This window comes from Glacieibacterium arshaanense (assembly GCF_004681125.1).
Classification (GTDB): domain Bacteria; phylum Pseudomonadota; class Alphaproteobacteria; order Sphingomonadales; family Sphingomonadaceae; genus Polymorphobacter_A; species Polymorphobacter_A arshaanense.
This window is the reverse complement of sequence record NZ_SIHO01000002.1, coordinates 146,108-166,551: the sequence shown is the minus strand read 5'-3', so window position 1 is coordinate 166,551 and position 20,444 is coordinate 146,108. Positions and strand designations below refer to the sequence as shown.

Here is a 20,444-nt window from a genome sequence, read left to right as displayed (position 1 = left end):
GGCCCTCAGGACCTTAATGCTTCAATCGGTGAAAGCTTGGCGGCCTGATTCGCCGGATACCAGCCAAAGAAAATGCCGATGCTCGCCGAGACGAGGAAGGCGATGACGACCGCGCTGGCGGTGACCGATGTATCGAAGCCGATGGCGTTGCCGGCGAGCATCGACAGGCCGGCGCCGACCGCGACACCGATCGAGCAGCCGAGCAGCGACAGCATCAGCGCTTCGAGCAGGAACTGCAGTCGGACCGCGCGCCGGCTGGCGCCGATCGCCATGCGGATGCCGATTTCGCGGGTACGTTCGGTGACCGACACCAGCATGATGTTCATGATGCCGATGCCGCCGACGACGAGGCTGATCGAGCCGATGGCGGCGAGCAGCAGCGAGATCGACGCGGTGACCGACGACATGGTGTCGGTGACCGCGGTCAGGTTGTTGACGCTGAAATCATCGGGATCGCCGGTCTTGATCTTGTGCTTACGGCGCAGCAGCGTCGTGATGTCAGCATCGACCTTGTCGAGCACCTCGGCTGAATCCACCGACACTGAAATCGTCCGGATCGAGCGGCGGAAGTTGTTGCCCTGGAGCTGCCGCGACGCGGTAGTCAGCGGCACGATGATCATGTCGTCGCGGTCCATGCCGCCGAAGCCCTGCCCGCGCGGCGCCATGACGCCAATGACGGTGAAGCTGACGCCCTTGATGCGGACTTGCTGGCCGATGGGGTCGTTGGCGCCGAACAGATTGTCCGCCACCGTCTGGCCGATCAATGCGACGCGCGCCGCAGCGCGTTCCTCCATGTCCGAAAAGGTGCGGCCATCGGCGGGGCGCCATTCCTGTACGGCAAACCATGCGGGTACCGACCCCGTCACCTGCGTCGCCCAGTTCGATGGCCCGGCCACCACCTGCGCGGGGATGTTCGCCGACGGTGCGACAGCGAGCACATCGGGCAGCGCCGCGATGGCATCGGCATCTTCCAGTCGCAGCGACGCGCCGGATCCGGCGCCGCCCATGAAGCCGCCCGACCGCGACGAACCCGCGGTGACAATGAGCATGTTCGAGCCCAGCCCGGCGATCGAGTCGGAGACCTGCTTCTGCACGCCACCGCCAATCGCCAGCATCAGGATGACCGCGGCGACGCCAATGATCATGCCGAGCATCGTCAGCGACGAGCGCAGCCGGTTGGCGAGCAGCGCGCTCCACGCTTCGGCGAGCATCGACCCGAGCATTACGTCTCGACCTCGGCATGGCCGTAAAGCGCGGCCTCGGTTGGCGGGCCGTCGTAGAAGATCAGCCCATCCTGGATGCGCACGACACGGTCGGTGGCGCGCGCGACTTCGGGGTCGTGCGTGACGATGACGACGGTGACATGGCGGGTGCGGTTGAGGTCGCGGAACAGCGCCATCACTTCGACGCCGGTCTTGCTGTCGAGTGCGCCGGTGGGTTCATCGGCGAGCAGCAATTGCGGATTGTTGACCAGTGCGCGGGCGACCGCAACGCGTTGCTGCTGGCCGCCCGACAGCTGGCTCGGGCGCGAGCGCGGCTTGTCGCCCAGTCCGACGGCTTCGAGCATCGCCTGCGCACGCGCGTCGCGTTCGCCACGCGGCACACCCGAATAGACCAACGGCAGCGCAACATTGCCGAGTGCCGACAGGCGCGGCAGCAGGTTGAAGCTCTGGAATACAAAGCCGATGCCGCGGTTGCGCAAATGCGCCAGCTCGGCCTCCGACAGCGTCGCAGTATCGACGCCTTCGAAATGGTATTGCCCCTCTGTCGCGGTATCGAGGCAGCCGATGATGTTCATCAGCGTCGACTTGCCCGACCCCGATGGACCCATGATCGACATGAACTCGCCGGCCGCCACGTGCACCGAGACGCCATGCAACGCGCGAAAGGCGCCGGCGTCGCCGACATAGTCCTTAATGACGCCGTCGAGGGCGAGGACGGGGGTGCCAGTCACGGGGTGCTCACTTGCGTCCCGGCGGACCGAAGCTGGCGGTCACCTTCTTGTCCTTCGAGGTATCGGCGGTGATGACGGCGTCGCCGGCCTTGAGCGGGCCCGAGACGATTTCGCTGAAGTCCGAATCGGACGCGCCGATCTTGATGCGCACCGGATCGGGCTTGCCGTCCCTGGCGACGAAGACGGTCAGCATGTTGGGGTCATAGGCCTTCTTGCCGCCGGACTTGCCGCGCTGCGGTTTCCAGCCTTCGGGTTTGAAGCTCAGCGCGGCGTTGGGGATGAGCAGCACGTCCTTGTGTTCACTGACCAGGAATGCGGCGTTGGCGGTCATCCCCGGCAGCAGCGCACCATCGGGATTGGCGACCGAGACGATGACCGTATAGGTCACGACATTCTGCTGCGTCGTCGGGTTGAGGCGGATCTGCGACACGGTGCCGGTGAAGGCGCGCGTGCCATAGGCATCGACAGTGAAATCGACGCGCTGGCCGACCTTGACCCGGCTGACATCAGCTTCGGCGACGGCTGCTTCAATTTGCATCTTGGTCAGGTCACGCGCGATCTTGAACAGCGTCGGCGTGTTGAAGCTCGCCGCTACGGTCTGACCGAGATCGACTTCGCGGCTGATGACGACGCCCGCCACCGGCGAGCGAATGACGGTATAGCCAAGGTTGGTGCGATCCTGCTTGATCTGCGCTTCGGCCTGCTGGACCTGCGCGGTTGCGCCGCGTGCGCCCGCCACGGTGGTTTCATATTCCTGACGGCTGATGAAGTTCTGCCGGTAGAGTTCCGCAGCGCGTGCGGCGTTTGCAGCAGCGAGCGCCTGCGACGATTTGATGTTGGCGAGACTGGCCTCGCTGGCGGCAAGGCGCGCGGCATAAACCGACGGGTCGAGCTCGAGCAGCAACTGCCCGGCGGCGACGCGGTCATTGTAATCGACGTACAGCTTGGCGACGGTGCCCGAAACCTGTGTGCCGACGCTGACGACGCGCACCGGGTTGAGTGTACCGTTGGCGGTGATGACCTCCTCCAGATCGCCGCGCATCACTTCGGCGGTCTTGAACGCTGCGTCGGCGGCCGGCGCCGTGTAGGCGCGCCAGCCGAAATAGGCGGCGACCAGTAGCACGACTGCCGCGATGATGATCCACGTCCGACGCTGCATTATCTCGTCCTCATCGAATCGACGGTTTCACCCAGCGCGCCGATCGACTTCGCCAGCCCGGCCTGGGCGTCGCGCACGCCATATTCCGCCGCTACCAGTTGCTGGCGCGCCGTCGCCAGCGCCGAAGCGGCGTTAAGCGTATCGGTAATCGTGCCGACGCCGGCCTTGAAGCGCCCTTGAGCGATATCGGCGGACGCCTGCGCGCTGCGGATCAGCGCACGGGCGCTCGACAACGACTTCAGCTGCGTTTCGAGCGCGCTGCGATTGTTCCACACGTCAAGTGCTGCAGATTGCTCGGTGACCTTGGTCTGCGCGTTGGCCTGGTCAAGTGCGGCGCGCGCCGCAGTGACCTGATAGGCATAGCGGTAGCCGGTGAACAACGGCACGGTCAGGCTGATGCCGACCGCGGTAGTGACGCTGTCGCGCTGGGTATCGGCATAGCTCGCACCCGAGGATGCAGAGGTCGATATCGACGGCTTGCTCAACGCCTGCGCGCTGCGGACATTGGCTTCGGCAACTGCGGACTGCGCGCGTGCGGCGGCGATATCGGGGCGCAGCCGCTGCGCCTCGTCGAGCAGGCTGTCGATGTTACGGCCGAGCATATCGACGCTGGCCAGCGGCGGCGTCGGTGCCAGTTGCAACGGTGTTTGCGGCAGCAAGCCGACCGCAACTGCAAGCTGCCCGCGCGCGACTTGCGTGTTGCCTTGAGCCTGCACCAGCGTGAAGCGCGCCTGCTCATAAGCGGTTTCAGCCTGCAACGAATCGGCGGGTGTCGTGACGCCGGCGCGCATACGGCCGCGGGCGTTGTCGAGCGAGTTCTTGAGGTAGGCGACATTGGCCTCCGTCGCGGCCTCGGCAGCAATGGCGGCCTGCAATGCGTTATAGGCGGCAATTGTGTTGAACACGACCGATTGCGCGCTGTCGGCATAGTTGGCCAGCGCGACGCGTTCGCTGGCGCGGGCGGCATCGACTTCCGCCGAGCGGCCACCAAAATCGAACAACAGATAGTCGATGGCGATGTTGGCGGTGCTGTTGAGGCTGGTCGTCGTGGTGCTGCCGCCGATGTTGTTGGGGTTGAAATAGCGGTTGCGGTTGAGCTGCGGCCCGGCGCCGACGGTGATCTGCGGGTAATAGTTGCCGCGTGCGACGCCGATGTTGGCGGCGGCAACGCGCACGCCGGCCCAGCTGGCGGCGGTTATCGGGTTGCGGCACAGCGCGACATCGATGAGGTCGGTCACGGACAACGGCCCTTGCGGTACGATAGTCGCGCATGACGGGGTTCCCGGACTGAACGCCGGTGGCGCCGCCGGCATCACATGGCGCGGGTCGTCTTTGCTGGCCAAAGCTGGCGCTGCAGCGAGCAACAGGGCAAACATCGCGCCGGATTGGCTTGGGCGGTATGGTGACATCTGGTTCCAGATCTAGTGCGAGGCAGGCCCGGCGTCGAGCGACGTATCGACGCGTCCATCGTGACCACAACCCATAGCAGACACTACGGTTGCACGCCGCACAATCCCCCGCGCGTCAGCGGCGCGCCGCATGTTCGTCGACCAGTCGCGCATAGGTCGCGAACAGCCGTTTGAAATGCGCGTCGGAGTCGCCGACTACGGTTGCACCGGCGTGAGCTGCTGCAGCGGCCATGGCCTCGCGGTCGCGGCGCAGGAAGCGCCCGATGGCCGCGGCGGCATCGCCGGCGTCATGCGGCGTGAAGCTTTCCGACCAGTTGGGCGACAGCAGGTCGAGCACAGCGCCGCCCGCCGGTGCCACCAGCGGCAGCCCCGCCGCGAGCGCCTCGGCGACCGCCAGCCCGTAGGTTTCGGAACTGCTGGCATGGAGCAGTGCGTCGCCGCTCGCCAACATCGACGCCAGCGTGTCGCGATCGCCGACATGGCCCTTGAGCACGACATGCGGCACCTTGGCGGCGGCGCGTTCGACTGCCTTGCGCGCCATGCCGTCGCCGATTTGCACGAATCCGATGTTGGCGCCTGCCGCCTGCGCGCGGCCGACGGCATCAATCGCCAGTGGCCACAGCTTTTGGATATGATGGCGCCCGACGCCGACGAGCAGCGTCGCATCCGGCCCCAGCCCGCAATCAGCCAGCAGCTGCGTGCGCAGCACCGCGGAACGAAGATGTGGGGTGAAGGTCGCGGTATCGACTCCCATCGGCACCGGAATCGGCATCGGCAAGCCCTGCGCGTGCAAGCGCTCGGCCATCCACGGACCGCCGACGACGATTTCATCGAAGCCCTTGGCGACGCCGCGCAGATAGCGCCAGTAGAAGCCGAACAATTTGTCGATAGTTTCGACGCTCAGCCGCCCGCCGAACCATTGCTGCGGGTATGACGCCACCGGGTCGGCATGCTGGAACAGCACCTTGGGCGTCACCTGGCCGTGCTTCGACTGCCAATGCGCGACAATGCGCGCGCCCTGCCACGGCGACGAACATTCGACCAGGTCGGGCGCTTCAGCTTCAAGCAACGCGTGGACGGGGGCTTCGGCCCAGAAGACATGGTAGCGCTTGTCGACTGCCAGAATCGGCGCCTTGACCCAGATGATGCGGCTGCGGCCGCGCACATCGGTGCGGTCTTCGGGGCCCGGCGCGATGATGACGATTTCATGTCCCGCAGCGTTGCCGGCTTCGATCTTGGCATCGATATAGGTGCGTACGCCGCCGCCCTTGGGCGCGTAGAATTCCGCAACGTCGACAATGCGCATGCTGGCTAGTTCGCTGCCGGCTTGAGAGGCTTCATCGACAACCCAGACTTGTAGTTGAGGATGACCGGCACCGTCGTGACACCGCTGGCAAAGGTCATCGCAACTTTTGAAACATCGGGCTTGGACAGGAACAGTTTAGGATTATTCGGAAAGCCGATGCCGTCCTTGCTGAAAGTGAAGCTGCGCGTTTCGCCACGCTGGTGGATGACCGCGATGGCATAGCGGCCCGGCCCCGGCAGCTTGATGCAGACGCGCACTGGCCCGGTCGCGGGCAGCGGTGTTTCGACACGGCGGAAGGTCTTGCCTTCGGCGACGAGCTTGTGGCGGTCGCCGAGAAACTCGTTGTTGTTGTCTGGATACAACTCGATCCGCATTACGCCGGTGCGATCCTTCAGGCCGCCGACATCGATCAGCGCCGCCGTGTCGCGCGCGTCTACAGCGCAGGCTGCCGCGTCGCTGCCGATGATGGGGGACGGTTGCGCGACGGCGGCAACCGCGACCAGCACCGCGACACCGGCAACAACAAGGCCCATTTCAAACTTCATGCCATCATTCCCTTATGGCGCGGCGAAAGCCCTGCCGCCCAATCTGCAACAACCACCAGCGCGTGGCCAACCAGCACCAGTGCCGCCCCAAAGGCCAGCAGCGCCGCGATTTCAACGTTCGCCGAGCCCGCCAAACCCATGCCGACCGAGCTGAACAGCAGATCGGTATTGGGCGCGAACGGTACGCGGCTGATGACCAGCCGCAGCGATATCAGCATCAGCCAGACGCCCCAGCCGATTTCGGGCAACGCGAAATGCCAGGCGCCGATCAGCAGCGCGTTCGACACCAACAACCGCGCGATATGGACGCCGAAAATGCGGGCGTTGACAGCGCGCGGCAGCGACATGATGCGTTTCGAAAACAGCAGGATGATGAACGCCGGCAGCGTCAGCAGCGCAGCGCCCCAGATCACCGAGCGCAATTGCGTCGGCGAGAAGAAGCCAGCCGCCAGCAGCCGGTCACCGAACAGCACCAGCACAGCGACAACGCCAACCGTCAGCGTGTTGGCGGCCAGCGCCGAGGTGATACTGACGTCCTTGACTGCACCCATCGCGCGCGCCGCCAGCCCGGTCTGCCGCCGCGCCCACATATAGACATAGGCTTCGCCGCTATAGCCGAACACGGCTTCGTTGAGCACGCGCTTGCGCAGGAACAACCACAGGCTCGACCATGGCAGCTGCCACAACCGTCGGAAAATCAGCGTTTCCGAAACCGGCAGCACGAGGTACATCGCCGTCATCAGCAGATAGTAACGCGGGTCGCGCGGCAGCACCGCGGCGAACTGCGTCCAGCCGATCTTGGCGCTTTGATGGATCAGGAAACCGATCATCAACAGCGACAGCCCGATGCCGAACCATTTTTGCCACGCCGGCGCCGACCGCCGCGCTATGTGTGCGGGGTCGGTCGCCAGTGTGGCATCGACAGCAAGCTGCTCACCTTCGGGCAGGACTTCGTCGGGGGATTGCGTGATGGACACCGGGGCGTCGGACCTCGTCAAAGCAGCGCGTCACCTAGCAACGCCACGCTTGCGACAGCATGAATAACCGTCGCGAAGCGCTCTAACGGTAAAATGCGGCGTCAAAACGGCCCAACAGTGACAGCTCAGGCCAGATCGAACACCAGCAGCTCGGCACCGGCATCACTCGTCAGTGTCACCGACGACATCTCCGAGATCGCCAGCCCGTCGCCCGCAGCCATCGCCTGACCCGCGACGGTCGCATTGCCGCGCACCGCCTGCACCCAGGCGTGGCGCCCCGGCGCAAGTGCCACATCGATCTTCCCGCTTGGCGCGAGCACGGCGCGGTAAAGGCTGACGTCGGCGTGGAGCCAAACCGCCTCGGGCCCACCTTCGGGGCCGGCGACGAGGTCGAGCCGCGTGCTGCCATCCTGCGCCGGCAGCGCCTGCTGCTGATAGCCCGGCGCGACACCCTGGCGGTCGGGCTGGATCCAGATCTGCAGCAAGTGCACCGGCTCGGTGGTCGAGGCGTTGAACTCGCTGTGGCGGATACCCGTACCGGCGCTCATGCGCTGCGCGTCGCCGGGCCGGATGACTTCGCCGTTGCCGAGACTATCACGATGCTCAAGCGCGCCGTCGACGATGTAGGTGATGATTTCCATATTGGCGTGGGCGTGCGTCGGGAAGCCGCCGCCGGGGGCGACGCGGTCCTCGTTGATGACGCGCAGCGCGCGGAAGCCCATGAACCTCGGGTCATAGTAATCGGCGAAGCTGAAGCTGTGATAAGTGTCGAGCCAGCCGTGATTGGCGTGGCCGCGGGCTTGCGAAGGGCGGAAGCTGAGCATTGTCGTCACTCCTGGCGTGGCACCGGCCACGCTTCGATGTCGGCGATATGGGGCGGGGCAGTAGTGCGCGCCAATGTGCCGCGCGCACGGCAGCCATGTCAAAATGCGATGGCGCTGCCGTCCCAGGCGAATAGCCCGCCGCTGTCGGCCGGCGTCAGCGTATCGAGCACGTCGAGCAAAAGGCGCGCGCTGGTCGCAGTGTCGAACAGCTCAGGCACACCGCGCTGGAACGGTTTGGACAACTGCGTGTCGACAGTGCCGGGGTGCAACGTCACGACGAGCGACTGCGGATTGCGTCGCGCCTGCTCGATGGCTGCGGTACGGACCAGCTGGTTGAGCGCGGCCTTTGAAGCGCGGTAGCCGTACCAGCCGCCCAGCCGATTGTCGGAAATCGATCCGACGCGCGCCGAAAGTGCTGCAAACGCCGTCTTCCGGTCACGGCGCAGTTTGGGGAGCAGCGCTTGTGCGACCAGCGCCGGACCGATGGCATTGACGGCGAAACTTTGCGCCAGCCAATCGGCGTCGAGCGCGGCGAGGCTGCGCTCGGGGCCATGCGTCGCGTCGTGCAGCACGCCCGTCGCGACAAGCACCAGGTCGACGGGTTCGGTGATGTTGGCGCACGCGGCAGCGATGCTGGCGGGCTGTGTCAGGTCAAGTTCGGGACGCGCGAGCGCGGCGACATTTGCGACCTGCGGACTGGTGCGCAACAGTTCGACAAACGCCGCGCCGATGCCGCCCGACGCACCAATAACGACGGCGTTGAGATCGGTGCCAAAGCTGGGCAGCAGGATGGCGCGTCAGTCCTTTTCGAGGGTGCACTGCAGCGGGTGCTGGTGCTCGCGCGCGAAATCGATGACCTGGCTGACCTTGGTCTCGGCGACTTCATAGGTGAAGATGCCGCAGACGCCGACGCCGCGCTGGTGCACGGCGAGCATGACGCGCGTCGCATCCTCGATCGTCATCTTGAAGAAGCGCTGCAGCGTCAACACAACGAATTCCATCGGCGTGTAATCGTCGTTCAGCATCAACACTTTGTAGAGCGCCGGCTTCTTGGTTTGGACGCGCGTCTTGGTGACCGTGCCGGTGCCGGTGGTGCCATCGTCGCCGCCGCCTTCGCCGCGGCCGGGCCCCGCAAGCTGCGGCCCAGTCAGGCCAAGCTTGCGGGCAAAATCATCAGAGATGGACGGACTGGTCATGCAGACGGAAATCTCGCGATGTGGAGTTGTCCGCCAATATACGGCGCGACGGGGTAAAACGACAAGTGGCTGCGGCGATGCGCGCCAGCGCCGGTGCGGTACACACGAAAGCGGGCGGAGGTTGCCCCCCGCCCGCTCATGCGTTCAGTGCGTTGCCAGCTTACTTGGCAGCGACGCTCTTGGCCACCTTGTCGACGGTCAGCGCAACGCGGTTCTGGATCGGCTCGGCGACTTCACCGGCGAGCTTGACGACGGTTTCGGTCAGCTTCGAGAAGTCAGCAACAGCGACGTCGAACTGCGACTTGGCGAAATCGCTCTGGAACTTGAACACTTCGGTCGGGCTCTTCAGGCCGCTGAGCGACTTGAATGCCGAGACGTTGGCTTCCCAGTTCTTCTTCGACACTTCGGCGATGTGCTTGCCGATGGTTTCGAAGCCCTTGGCGGCGATGCGGCCCGAAGCCATGATCGCTTCGACGTTGTCGCGGTTCATGCTGTTGTATTCTTCGAGGCCCTTGACGCCCTTGTCGAGCGCTTCGCGTGCCTTGGTCGATGCCTGCTCGAAAGCGGCCTTCGACTGCGCGGTCATCGTTTCGACGCCTTCGGCGAACTTCGCCTTGACGGTTTCAGCGGTGGTTTCGATCTTGGTGGTGGCCATCGTGGTTTCCTTCTTAACGCGGTTGATCAGGTTGGCGAAAACCGGCGTCGAAGTGACAGCGGTCTTGGCAGCGGCAGGCTTGGACGCAACAATCTTCTTGGCAGCGACCTTCTTGGCGGCAACCTTTTTGGCGGCGGGCTTGGCGACCGGCTTGGCGGCGACCTTCGCGGCAACCTTGGCGGGGGCCTTCTTGGCAGCCGGCTTCTTGGCGGCTGGTGCGGCAGCAATCGTCTTGATCGTCACGACCGGCTTAGCAGCTACGGGCGCGGCAACGACAGCGGCAGGCGCCGGCACGACCGGGGTCACGACGGTTGCAGTTTCGGTCGGCTTCATCGAATCGTCCATTTTCATCTCCATATTCCAGCGACCCACAGGTCTTGCTGCAGTGCAACATAATCGCACTGCATGACGGTTTCAAGATGGAAATGTTGCAGTGCAGCAAAATAGCTGCGCGACCCTTAGTGTCCGGCGTTGACCGCCGCAACACCCGATGCCGCGAGCGCCTCATTGATCTGCGCCATCAGCCGCCCGAGGGCGGCTTCATTGCCGGCTTCGGCGCGCGCCACCAGTACGTCCTGCGTGTTCGATGCGCGCAGCAGCCACCAGCCATCGGCGGTGGTGACGCGAGCGCCGTCGGTGCGGTCGACGGTGGCACCGCTCGCGGCAAGCCGTGCCAGCACTTCATCGATGACGATGAACTTGCGCTCTTCCGAGCACGGAAAGCGCAGTTCGGGCGTGTTGATCATCACCGGCATCGCGTCCTTGAGCGCCGTCAGTGAGCCGCCGAGCGCACTGACCGCGCGGATCAGGCGGACAGCTGCATAGATGCCGTCATCGAAGCCGTAATAGTCGTGCTTGAAAAAGATGTGGCCGCTCATTTCGCCGGCCAGCGGTGCGCCGATTTCCTGCATCTTGGCCTTGATGTGGCTGTGACCGGTCTTCCACATCAGCGGCGTGCCGCCGAGTTCGGCGATGCGGTCGAACAGCGCGCGGCTCGCCTTGACGTCACCAATGATCGTCGCGCCGGGCAGCTCTTTCAATACCGGTTCGGCCAGGATACCGAGCAGCTGGTCGCCCCAGACAACGCGGCCCTGCGAATCGATCGCGCCGAGGCGGTCACCGTCGCCGTCGAACGCCAGCCCGAAGTCGAGGCCGTTTTCGGCAACAACGCGCTTGAGGTCTTCAAGATTGGCTTCATCGGTCGGATCGGGATGATGGTTGGGGAAGTTGCCATCGACATCGGTGAACATCGTTATGTGCTTGCCGGGCAGCCGCTTTACGAGCCGCTCGATCACCGGCCCGGCGACGCCGTTGCCGCAGTCCCAGGCGATGTTGAACGGCTTGGCGTCATAGCCCTGCACCAGCCGGTCGACATAGCGGTCCATGATGTCGACATGCGCGCTGCCGCCGGCGCCGGTTTCCCAGTCGCCGCTGGCTGCCAGCACGCCAAGGTCGCGGATGTCGGCGCCGAAGAACGGTTTGTGGCCGAGCATCATCTTGAAGCCGTTATAGTCGGGCGGATTGTGCGAGCCGGTGATCATCACGCCGCCGTCGCAGCCCAGTTCATAGACCGCGTAGTACAGCATCGGCGTCGGCCCGACGCCGACGCGCACCGCATCGATTCCCACCGCATTGAGCCCTTCGACCAGCGCGGCTTCGAGACCCGGCGACGACAGCCGGCCATCAAAGCCCACCGCGACGCGCTTGCCACCGTTGCGGCGGACACGGGTGCCGAAGCTGCGGCCGATGGCGGCGGCGTCGGCTTCCCCCAGCGTTTTGCCGATGATGCCGCGAATGTCATATTCGCGCAGCGTGGTGGGGTCGAAATTGTGCGTCATGATCGGGCTCCGGGGGGAAAGCTGGGCCTCCCCTAAAGCAAAGCGTCAGTCGTTCGCAAGCTGACCGAGCAACAGGTCGCGCGCTGCGGTCAGTTTTGTCGCCAGCTCGACATCACCGCCGGCATCGGGATGCGCGCTGGCAATCTGCAGCCGCCACGCGGTGCGAATCGTCGCGGCATTGGCGTCGGGGCCGACGCCGAGCAGCGCGCGTGCCGCGGCGAGATCGGCAGCGCGGCGCGCGCCATCGCGTTGCGTCGCCAGCCTCGGCTGGCCGAACCACCACAACGCCGCACCAGCGCCGACGAGCACCGCAAAGCCGATGCGCCCGGTTTCGAGCATGCGCAGCGCCAGCAGCGCCAGCCCGCCGCCGATGAGCACACGTTGCAGATTGGGCAGCAGCTCGCCGCGCTGGTGCATCCACCACGCCAGGCCGAGCGCGAGCAGCAGCGCGATGAGCATGGCTCAGGCGGCTTGCGGGGCGGCGTGCGCATCCCAGCGCGGCAGCGCCAGTGCGGTGACCAGCGCGCGCAATTCGGCACGCGCCGCGACATGGCTTAACGAGAAATCCTCGAGCACCGCCATGTCGAGAAGCGTAAGCCCGCGCGGGAAAAGTTCGCGGAAGATGACTCGTTCGGACAGGCCCGGCACGACGCGGAAACCGACGCGCTTGGCCAGTTCCTCGAGCGCTCCGCCGACGCGCCGCGTGTTGCGCGCGTCAAGCGTCGACAAGCGGTTGCGCAGGACCACCCAATCGACGGTGCCGCCATCGGTGCGGGCGCGGGCCTTGCGGGCATCCCAGATCATCTCGGCGTAGAAGCTCGGCTTCTTGACCTTGTAGCTATCCATGTCGACCTGGCCGATCAGGTCGAAATCTACGAAGCTATCGTTCATTGGGGTCACCACCGTATCGGCTACCGCAAGCGCTGCGCGCCCCAGCGCCGAATCGCGCCCCGGGGTGTCGATGACGATGAAGTCATACCCGGCCCACGCCGCCAGCTGCGCCGCCAGCGCCGCCGGGTCGGTGGCAGGATCGAGGTCGGGGATGACCGCGACATCGGGCGCCACCAGCGTGACATCGCGGCGTTTGGCGAAAGCTGCGCGGTTTTCGAGGTAGCGTGCCACCGTCGACTGGCGGGCATCGAGGTCGATGACGCCCACCTTGAAGCCGGCATAGGTCAGCGCCACGGCAATGTGCATCGCCGTCGTCGACTTGCCCGAGCCGCCTTTTTCATTGCCCAGCACGATGTGATGTGCGCGGGCCGGCGGTGCGTCACTTGCTGCATTTTCCGACATTTTGGGTACGCCCCCCGAACTTAAGCCTTGATTAGTCGCGCGGTGTTTCGGACACGGATGCCAAATAGTCAATTGATGCGGCGCGTCATGTGCGCCAAAGCCGGTGTTGCGGAGAAACATTTGTCACAATCCCTCCCCATAGTCCGCTCGGTCAGCGAGCTGCGTGCGCGCGTCGCCGGCTGGCGTAGTGCGCACCGCCGCATCGCGCTGGTGCCGACGATGGGCGCGCTTCACGCCGGCCATCTCGCGCTGGTGACGGCAGCGCGCGAACGCGCCGACCGCGTCGTCGCCTCGATTTTCGTCAACCCGCGCCAGTTCGGTCCCGCCGAAGATCTCGACCGCTACCCGCGCGACGAGGCCGGCGATGTCGCCAAGCTGGCGAGCGTCGGCTGCGACCTCGTCTATGCTCCCACCGTCGAGGTCATGTACCCGCCGGGCTTCGGCACGCGCGTGCTGATCGACCGGCTCGGCGACGGGCTGTGCGGCGCGGTGCGGCCGGGGCATTTCGACGGCGTCGGCATCGTCGTCACCAAGCTGTTAACGCAGGCGCAACCCGACCTGGCACTGTTCGGCGAAAAGGACTGGCAGCAGCTGGCGATCATCCGGCGGCTCGTCGCCGATCTCGATCTGCCCGTCGAAGTTGATGGCGTGCCGATCGTACGCGATGCTGACGGCCTCGCGCTGTCATCGCGAAACCTCTACCTAAGCCCCGAAGACCGCCAGCGCGCGTTGGCGCTGCCGCAGGCACTGGGTCGCGCGGTCGCTGCCATCACCGCCGGTGCGCCGGTTGCGGCGACGCTGGTGGATGCCCGCGCCGCATTGAGCGCCGGCGGCTTCGGCAAGATTGACTATGTCGAGCTCGTCGATGCCGCCAGCCTGGAGCCGCTCGACCGGCTCGACCCCGGTGCGCCACCGGCACGACTGTGCGCGGCGGCAATCATCGGTGCAACGCGGCTGATCGACAATTTTGCCGTGGTGCGACCGGCGTGACAGCCGCCGGGGGGCAAGGGGGGCCGCCGCGCCCGGTGCTGGGGCTGGCGGTCGGCATCACTGGCCACCGCGCGCTCGATCCAGCCGGGGTGGTGCCGCTGGAGATCCTGATCGGCGAACTGCTGCGTGAAATCGCCGATGCCGCGCACGATGTCGGGCGCCAGCACGCCAATCTGTTTCACGATACCGTACCGCGTCTCGTCATGCTGTCGCAGCTTGCGGCGGGTGCCGACCAGCTCGCGTCGCGCGTTGCGCTAGACCATGGCTACCGGCTGCACGCGGTGCTGCCGTTCGCGCATGCCGAATACGGCCACGACTTTGCGCCGGGCCCGGAGCGCGACAGCTTCGACGAACTTTTCGACCAGTGCGAAAGCTGGTGGCATTTGCCCAACAGCCGCAGCGACGGCGCCACCGGCTATGCGCTGGCGGGCGAGGCGACGGTGGCACAGGTCGATGTGCTGATCGCGGTGTGGGACGGCAAGGCATCGCGCGGCCCCGGCGGCACGGCCGACGTCATCGACTATGCGGTGCGACGCGGCGTACCGGTCATCCATATCCCGACCGATCCCGACATTCCGCCGCAGGTGCTGTGGTCGGGGCTCGACGGCCTGCCGCCGACGATGCTGCACCGCGATTCGGTGCCGCAGCGCGCCTTGGAGCCACTGGCGATCGCGCGCATCGTCTCGAACCTGCTCGCCCCGCCCAGCGACCCCGCCGAGCTCAAGGCGATCGAACTCTACCTCGGCGAACGCGAGCGCAAATGGCGGCTGCGCGTCGAATATCCGGCGCTGCTGGCGCTCGCCGGCGTCCGCAAGATGAACCGCTCGAACTTCATCAGCGCCCCCTATGAAGCGACGACGCGCGCCGACTGGCTGCCCTACCGCGAGGCATTGACCAATGCCGGCATCAACACCGGCACCGCGCTCGACAGCCTCGAAAGGTCATTCAGCTGGAGCGACCGGCTCGCCGACTATTACGCGCAGACCTACCGGTCGGGCAGCCTGTTCAACTTCTTCGCTGCCGCCATCGCGGTGACGCTGGCGGTGCTCGGGCTGGTGCTGCCCGCCGCCAAGGTCTGGCTGCTCGGCGGCGAGCTGCTGCTGATCGGCGCGGTCGTCGCCAATACCCGTGTCGGCAACGCCCGCGAATGGCACCGCTGCTGGCTCGACTACCGCTTCCTGGCCGAACAGTTGCGACCGATGCGCAGTCTCAAACTGCTTGGCGCCGCAACGCCGCTGATGACCGTGCACCCCAGCGCCAATGGCTGGGCGCGCTGGACCGACTGGTATGCCTCCGCCGCGTGGCGCGCGATGGGCGCGCCGCCGAGCCTCAAGGACCAGGCGGCGCTCGAAACCGTCGCCGAACACATCGCTGCCGAGGAAGTCGATCCGCAGATTTCGTACAACCATGTCAACGCGCACCGCATGCACCACCTTGACCATCGCCTCCACGAGATCGGCAACCGGCTGTTCATCGCCACGGTCATCGCCGGGCTGGTGATCATGGTGGCGATCATCACCCACGCGCACTGGCTGCTGCCGTTCAAGGTGCCGCTCGGCGTGCTGACCGCGGTGCTGCCGACGCTCGGGTCGGCAGTGTTCGGCATGCGCGGCCAGGGCGACTTCGCGGGCGCCGCACGGCGTTCGGCCGAGACGGCCGACGCGCTCGAACGCTCGACGCTGCGCCTGCGCGAACGCCCGATCGAACTGCCCAGCGCCGCACGGGCGACCGAGGATGCGGCGGTGACGATGCTCGCCGACTTGGGGGCATGGCGCACCAGCTTCAGCGACAAGAAACTCGCCATCCCCGCTTGACAATGCTGCTGCTGCGCCCAGAAACCCCAAGCGATATACGCACGATTGCCGCGATGACTGCCGCTGCGTTCGGCGACACCAGCGAAGTCATCCTCGTCGAACGGCTGCGCGCCGCGGGCAACGTTTGCGCCGCCATTGTCGCCGAAGAAGACGGCGAACTCGTGGGGCATGTGCTGCTCTCGGTAATGAGTGCGCCGTTCATGGCGCTGGCACTTGCGCCACTGGCGGTGCACCCCTTGTGTGAGCGGCGCGGTATCGGCGCGGCGCTAGTGCGCGCCGCAATCGCCGCCGCGACCGAATTCGGCGCGACGGCGATCTTCGTCCTCGGTGACCCTGATTACTACACGCGCTTCGGGTTCAGCGCCGCGCTCGCCGACGGCTTTAGCTCGCGCTATGCTGGCGAGAATTTCATGGTGCTGCCACTTTCTGGCGCGCTACCCGTCACGACCGGCGAGGTGCGCCACGCGGCGGCATTTTGGGGGTTGGACTAATTGCCACAACGCGCCGCTTCCCGTGGGTGCCGCGACCAAATAAAGTGGTCAGGGTGACAGGATTTGAACCTGCGACAACCGCATTCCAAGTGCGGGACTCTACCGGACTGAGCTACACCCTGAGCGCGGGCACAGCGCGGCCCGCCTTATTCTGGTGGCGCGAGTCGTGGTCGAGGTGCGGTAGAACGCATTTAGCGATCATAGCCCGACTTTTGTCGGGCGCCAATCCCGGTTGATGGGCAGGTCAGTCCCCCCGTTTGAACGGTGCCATTTCTCCCAGCGCCTCGATCTCCGCCGCGACCGCGCGGCGTTCGGCTTCGAGGTAGCGCGCCACCGCCTCGCGGAAGCCGGGGTCGGGGATGTAGTGTGCGGAGTAGGTCGGGGTCGGGCGGTAGCCGCGGGCGAGTTTGTGGGCACCCTGTGCGCCGGCCTCGACGCGGGCGAGGCCGTGGGCGATCGCCCAGTCGATGGCCTGGTGGTAGCACAGTTCGAAATGCAGGAACGGCACCTCGACGGTGGCGCCCCAGTAGCGGCCGTACAGGCAATCATCGCCGATCAGGTTGAGTGCGCCGGCGATGTAGCGGCCTTCGTGCTTGGCCAGCATCAGCAGCACGCGGTCGGCCATGCGTTCACCGAGCAACGAGAAGAACTGGCGCGTCAGATACGGCCGGCCCCACTTTCGCGCGCCGGTGTCCTGGTAGAACACCCAGAACGCGTCCCAGTGCGCCTCGGTCAGGTCGGCGCCGGTGATGTGTTCGACGGTGATGCCGTTTGCCAGGGCCTCGCTGCGTTCGCGGCGGATGGTCTTGCGCTTGCGCGATGACAGTGCGGCGAGAAAGTCGTCGAAGCTGGCATAGCCGTCGTTGAACCAGTGGAACTGCTGGTCAGTGCGGATCAGCCAGTCGGCAGCTTCGAAATCGGCGACCTGTTCGGGGCAAATGAAATTGGCGTGTGCCGATGACAGCTGGTTGGCACGCGTCAGTGTCTCGGCCGCCGCGAGCAGCGCCGGGGCCAGCGCCGGGTCGCGCAGTAGCAGCCGCGGGCCAGTCGCGGGGGTGAACGGCACCGCGTCGAGCAGCTTCGGGTAGTAGTTGCCGCCGGCGCGGTGCCAAGCATCGGCCCAGCCATGGTCGAAGACATACTCGCCCTGGCTATGGCTTTTGAGATAGTTCGGCATAATCGCGGCGGGCGCACCATCGGGCCCGTCGATGACGAGGTGGACGGGTTGCCAGCCGGTGTCGGTGCAGGCGCTGCGCGAGTCCTCGACCGCGGTGAAGAAGCTATGCAGCAGGAACGGGTTGCCGGTGCCGGCGCACGCGTCCCACTGCGCCGCGGTCAGCGCATTAGCCGATTTCAGGATGTAGGCGCTGAGTTCAGCCGGCATGGACCGCGACGATGGCATCCACTTCGACCGCGACGCCCAGCGGCAGTGCGGCAACACCGACGGCGCTGCGCGCGTGGCGTCCGGCGTCGCCGAACACCGCGACCATCAGGTCCGACGCGCCGTTGGCGACCTTGGGGTGGTCGGTGAACTCGGCGGTCGAATTGACGAACACGCCGAGCTTGACGACGCGCAGCACCTTGTCGAGCGAACCCAGCGCGGTTTGCATCTGCGCTAGCAGGCCAACGGCGCAGCGCCGCGCGGCGGCCTCACCTTCCTTCATCGTCATCGTATCACCGATGCGGCCACGAATCAGCTGGCCTTCGGTATCAAACGGGATCTGCCCCGAAATATGCAGCAGGCCGCCATGCAGCACCGTCGGCACATAGTTGGCGGCAGGGGCAGCGGCGTGCGGCAGCACGATGCCGAGTTCAGCAAGGCGTTGTTCGATGGTCATCGCTCATACTCCCAATATTGAACGGATGTGCGGCAGCGCGTCGTCCCAGCGGTCGATGCGCGCATGGGCATCGGGCGCCGCGGGGATCAGCGGCCACAGGATCGGATCGGCGACCATGTGCAGCCGGTGGACGTGCGGCGCCTCGGCCTTGACCGAGCTGTGGTGCGGCGGCAGGTCATCGACGAACACCACGTCCTTCGCGCCATATTCCGCAACCAGCGCGGCGACCGGCTTGCCCTTGGGCCCCTGGTTGCCGATGACGCGGTAGGGCATGCCGAAGCGTGCCAGTTCGTGCGTGCGTTCGGCGGCGTGATGGTCCTGCAAATTGGTCAGGATGACGATATCGGCATGCGCCGACAGCGTGGCGAGCGCATCGACGGCACCGGGAGTCGGTGTCTGGGTCGACATATGCGTATCGAAAAAGCCGTTGAGCAGCGCGGGGAATTCGCCCGGCTCGATCGCCTCGCCATTGGCGCGGCGGACGTTGCCGGTCAGCGCAAAGCTCGACATGCTGAGCGTCAGGTCATGCGCTGATTGCAGATAGCCGGTGAACGGGGTGACGAAATGCAGAAGCACCTCGTCGCAGTCGCAGATCAGCAGCGGGCGGGTGGCCATGGTCAGTTTCCCAGTTGCGCCGAGGCCGCGACCAGCGCGGCGGGCTTGATATCAAGTGCAGCCGCGGCCGCGAGCAACGACGGTTCATGGCCTTCGAGGAAGGCCAGCGCGGCGGCGAGCACATGGCGTTCGCCGGCGTGGGCGCGCAGCGACGCGGCGTCCAGCCCGGTGAGGTCGAGAAACCGCGGCCCGAGTGCAGTGTCGCCGACAATGTACGCAAGCGCCTGCAATGCCAGCGTTTCGCTGTCAGCGGCGCTGCCGGCCTTAACGATTTCGCTACCTCGCATCGCTATAGTCGATTCTGCATTCGGGGTTGATCGAACCATTGTTTAGCGCCCGGCGGCGCGACTTGTCATGCACTTGTATCGTGCAAATGGTTCGGGATGCGGGCGGCTTGCCGCATTTGCCCCGTTCGTTGCCCGTCTTTGGCGGTGCCGTAGCTTTGCGTGTATTGCGAATCATATTGTGTCGAACTGAACGCGGGCGTAATTAAACGGCTCGTGACATCGAGGGGTCGATGATCGAAAAGATATTGCTTGTGGGTGCGAAGCATCATGCTTCGACACTGGCGATGCTGTTTGGCGACGCTGCGCAGGTTGAGGCCGTACGCGCCGCCGACGCCGCGGTTCGCATTCGCGACCATGGTACCGACTTGCTTATTGTTGCGCTCGACCAGCCCGGGCTTGAGAATTTGCGCCAGCTGGCGCGGCTGCGTGCTGCGGCGCACAGCAACGACACCCCCGTGTTGGCGCTGGTGCCGCGTAACATGCCCGATGCGCTGATCAAAGCGTTCGACCTGGGCGTTAGCGACTGCGCCGGGCTGCCGATCGACGGCGGTGAGGTGCGCGCACGTGCTGCCGCGCTGCTGCGCCGCAAGCGCATGCTCGACCGTATCAGCACCGAGGCGCGCGCAACGCAGTTGCTCGCCAATACCGATGCAGTGACCGGGCTGTTCAATCGCCGCTATCTCGACAGCCAACTCGGTGAAATCGTAACGCGCGCGCGCGCCGGCGGGTTGCCGCTGGTGGTGCTGATGCTCGACATCGATGCGTTCAAGCCGGTCAACGACCGCTTCGGTCATGCCGCCGGCGACCGCGCGCTGCAGGCCGTCGCGGCGCGGCTGTCCTCCAGCGTGCGCGGTAGCGACATGGTGGTGCGCTACGGCGGCGACGAGCTGGTGGTGGTGATGCCCGATACCGACCTCGCCACCGCACGGCGGATTGCCGAGCGCCTGCGCGCCACCGTCGAGGCGACCCCGATCGGCGGCACCGATGCGCACGCCGCCGACATGCGAATCACCGTCAGCATCGGCGTCGCGGCGCTCGAGCCCGGCGATGTCGATGGACCGGCACTGCTGCACCGCGCCGATGCGGCGCTGTTCGTGGCGAAGCGCGCCGGGCGCAACCGAGTCGAGACGGCGGGGTCTTCGGCGGCCGCGTAGAGTTGAAGGGCCTCGGGCGGGCAGGGGTGACCCCTGCACCCGACTGTTGACGGCATTCTTGACAAACGACAAACCCCGCTCAGCGGGGCTGGGCGGGGC

22 protein-coding genes and 1 tRNA gene are annotated in these 20,444 nt (G+C 65.9%); 4 read left to right on the top strand and 19 right to left on the bottom strand.

Going from position 1 to position 20,444, the window contains the following annotated elements:
• Window positions 1-5: 5 nt before the first annotated feature.
• The 14 genes from EUV02_RS07005 to EUV02_RS06935 form a co-directional block, all read right to left on the bottom strand.
• Window positions 6-1,223 (bottom strand): ABC transporter permease, encoded by a 1,218-nt coding sequence (locus EUV02_RS07005; RefSeq protein ID WP_135245543.1) that lies wholly within the window; start codon window positions 1,221-1,223, stop codon window positions 6-8.
• Window positions 1,223-1,954, bottom strand: a complete 732-nt coding sequence (locus EUV02_RS07000; RefSeq protein ID WP_135245542.1) for an ABC transporter ATP-binding protein — start codon at window positions 1,952-1,954, stop codon at window positions 1,223-1,225. Before EUV02_RS07000 ends, EUV02_RS07005 begins: the two co-directional genes overlap by 1 nt.
• A 7-nt stretch (window positions 1,955-1,961) precedes the next feature.
• On the bottom strand, window positions 1,962-3,113 hold the full coding sequence (locus EUV02_RS06995; protein WP_135245541.1) for an efflux RND transporter periplasmic adaptor subunit: 1,152 nt from the start codon (window positions 3,111-3,113) through the stop codon (window positions 1,962-1,964).
• Window positions 3,113-4,351: a TolC family protein gene (locus tag EUV02_RS06990; RefSeq protein WP_166430548.1), complete on the bottom strand. Its 1,239-nt coding sequence runs from the start codon at window positions 4,349-4,351 to the stop codon at window positions 3,113-3,115. Before EUV02_RS06990 ends, EUV02_RS06995 begins: the two co-directional genes overlap by 1 nt.
• Before the next feature lie 286 nt (window positions 4,352-4,637).
• Window positions 4,638-5,828 carry a glycosyltransferase gene (locus EUV02_RS06985; RefSeq protein ID WP_135245539.1) on the bottom strand — a complete coding sequence of 397 codons (1,191 nt, stop codon included), beginning with the start codon at window positions 5,826-5,828 and terminating at the stop codon, window positions 4,638-4,640.
• 5 nt (window positions 5,829-5,833) lie between these two features.
• Window positions 5,834-6,373, bottom strand: coding sequence for a DUF2141 domain-containing protein (locus tag EUV02_RS06980; protein WP_135245538.1), 540 nt, complete (start codon window positions 6,371-6,373; stop codon window positions 5,834-5,836).
• A complete protein-coding gene (locus EUV02_RS06975; RefSeq protein ID WP_135245537.1) occupies window positions 6,370-7,350 on the bottom strand; it encodes a hypothetical protein in 981 nt (326 codons plus the stop codon). Before EUV02_RS06975 ends, EUV02_RS06980 begins: the two co-directional genes overlap by 4 nt.
• 125 nt (window positions 7,351-7,475) lie before the next feature.
• Entirely contained in the window at window positions 7,476-8,174 is a 699-nt protein-coding gene (locus EUV02_RS06970) for a pirin family protein (protein WP_135245536.1), read from the bottom strand.
• Between the two features lie 98 nt (window positions 8,175-8,272).
• Window positions 8,273-8,881, bottom strand: a complete 609-nt coding sequence (locus tag EUV02_RS06965; protein ID WP_243445809.1) for an SDR family NAD(P)-dependent oxidoreductase — start codon at window positions 8,879-8,881, stop codon at window positions 8,273-8,275.
• A gap of 90 nt (window positions 8,882-8,971) precedes the next feature.
• The gene (gene clpS / locus EUV02_RS06960) at window positions 8,972-9,370 is read right to left on the bottom strand and encodes an ATP-dependent Clp protease adapter ClpS (protein ID WP_135245534.1); all 399 of its coding nucleotides are present in this window, start codon (window positions 9,368-9,370) and stop codon (window positions 8,972-8,974) included.
• Window positions 9,371-9,530: 160 nt separating this feature from the next.
• Window positions 9,531-10,370 carry a phasin family protein gene (locus EUV02_RS15635; RefSeq protein WP_166430547.1) on the bottom strand — a complete coding sequence of 280 codons (840 nt, stop codon included), beginning with the start codon at window positions 10,368-10,370 and terminating at the stop codon, window positions 9,531-9,533.
• 113 nt (window positions 10,371-10,483) lie between these two features.
• Window positions 10,484-11,863: a phosphoglucomutase/phosphomannomutase PgmG gene (gene pgmG, locus EUV02_RS06945; RefSeq protein ID WP_135245531.1), complete on the bottom strand. Its 1,380-nt coding sequence runs from the start codon at window positions 11,861-11,863 to the stop codon at window positions 10,484-10,486.
• A gap of 45 nt (window positions 11,864-11,908) precedes the next feature.
• A complete protein-coding gene (locus tag EUV02_RS06940; protein WP_135245530.1) occupies window positions 11,909-12,322 on the bottom strand; it encodes a J domain-containing protein in 414 nt (137 codons plus the stop codon).
• Between the two features lie 3 nt (window positions 12,323-12,325).
• The gene (locus EUV02_RS06935) at window positions 12,326-13,156 is read right to left on the bottom strand and encodes a division plane positioning ATPase MipZ (protein ID WP_135245529.1); all 831 of its coding nucleotides are present in this window, start codon (window positions 13,154-13,156) and stop codon (window positions 12,326-12,328) included.
• An 87-nt stretch (window positions 13,157-13,243) separates the two neighbouring features.
• Between EUV02_RS06935 and panC the strand changes: the two genes are divergently transcribed.
• Genes panC through EUV02_RS06920 form a run of 3 tightly spaced genes read left to right on the top strand, consistent with a single transcriptional unit; the run spans window position 13,244 to window position 16,451 of the window.
• Entirely contained in the window at window positions 13,244-14,146 is a 903-nt protein-coding gene (gene panC, locus EUV02_RS06930; protein WP_135245528.1) for a pantoate--beta-alanine ligase, read from the top strand.
• Window positions 14,143-15,960: a hypothetical protein gene (locus EUV02_RS06925; RefSeq protein WP_135245527.1), complete on the top strand. Its 1,818-nt coding sequence runs from the start codon at window positions 14,143-14,145 to the stop codon at window positions 15,958-15,960. The genes panC and EUV02_RS06925 overlap by 4 nt, the downstream gene beginning before the upstream one ends.
• Window positions 15,915-16,451, top strand: a complete 537-nt coding sequence (locus EUV02_RS06920) for a GNAT family N-acetyltransferase (protein ID WP_341533704.1) — start codon at window positions 15,915-15,917, stop codon at window positions 16,449-16,451. The genes EUV02_RS06925 and EUV02_RS06920 overlap by 46 nt, the downstream gene beginning before the upstream one ends.
• A 45-nt stretch (window positions 16,452-16,496) precedes the next feature.
• On the opposite strand, the gene EUV02_RS06915 is transcribed toward EUV02_RS06920, so the two are convergent.
• From EUV02_RS06915 to EUV02_RS06895, 5 genes are all read right to left on the bottom strand, one after another.
• Window positions 16,497-16,573: transfer RNA gene (locus tag EUV02_RS06915), tRNA-Pro, on the bottom strand.
• Between the two features lie 122 nt (window positions 16,574-16,695).
• On the bottom strand, window positions 16,696-17,835 hold the full coding sequence (locus tag EUV02_RS06910) for a GNAT family N-acetyltransferase (protein WP_135245526.1): 1,140 nt from the start codon (window positions 17,833-17,835) through the stop codon (window positions 16,696-16,698).
• Window positions 17,825-18,289 carry a RidA family protein gene (locus EUV02_RS06905; RefSeq protein ID WP_135245525.1) on the bottom strand — a complete coding sequence of 155 codons (465 nt, stop codon included), beginning with the start codon at window positions 18,287-18,289 and terminating at the stop codon, window positions 17,825-17,827. The genes EUV02_RS06910 and EUV02_RS06905 overlap by 11 nt, the downstream gene beginning before the upstream one ends.
• A 3-nt stretch (window positions 18,290-18,292) precedes the next feature.
• A complete protein-coding gene (locus EUV02_RS06900; RefSeq protein ID WP_135245524.1) occupies window positions 18,293-18,904 on the bottom strand; it encodes an HAD family hydrolase in 612 nt (203 codons plus the stop codon).
• A gap of 2 nt (window positions 18,905-18,906) precedes the next feature.
• Window positions 18,907-19,191, bottom strand: a complete 285-nt coding sequence (locus EUV02_RS06895) for a DUF3572 family protein (RefSeq protein ID WP_135245523.1) — start codon at window positions 19,189-19,191, stop codon at window positions 18,907-18,909.
• A 230-nt stretch (window positions 19,192-19,421) separates the two neighbouring features.
• On the opposite strand from EUV02_RS06895, the gene EUV02_RS06890 reads away from it, so the two are divergent.
• Window positions 19,422-20,345, top strand: coding sequence for a diguanylate cyclase (locus EUV02_RS06890; protein ID WP_135245522.1), 924 nt, complete (start codon window positions 19,422-19,424; stop codon window positions 20,343-20,345).
• Window positions 20,346-20,444: the final 99 nt, after the last annotated feature.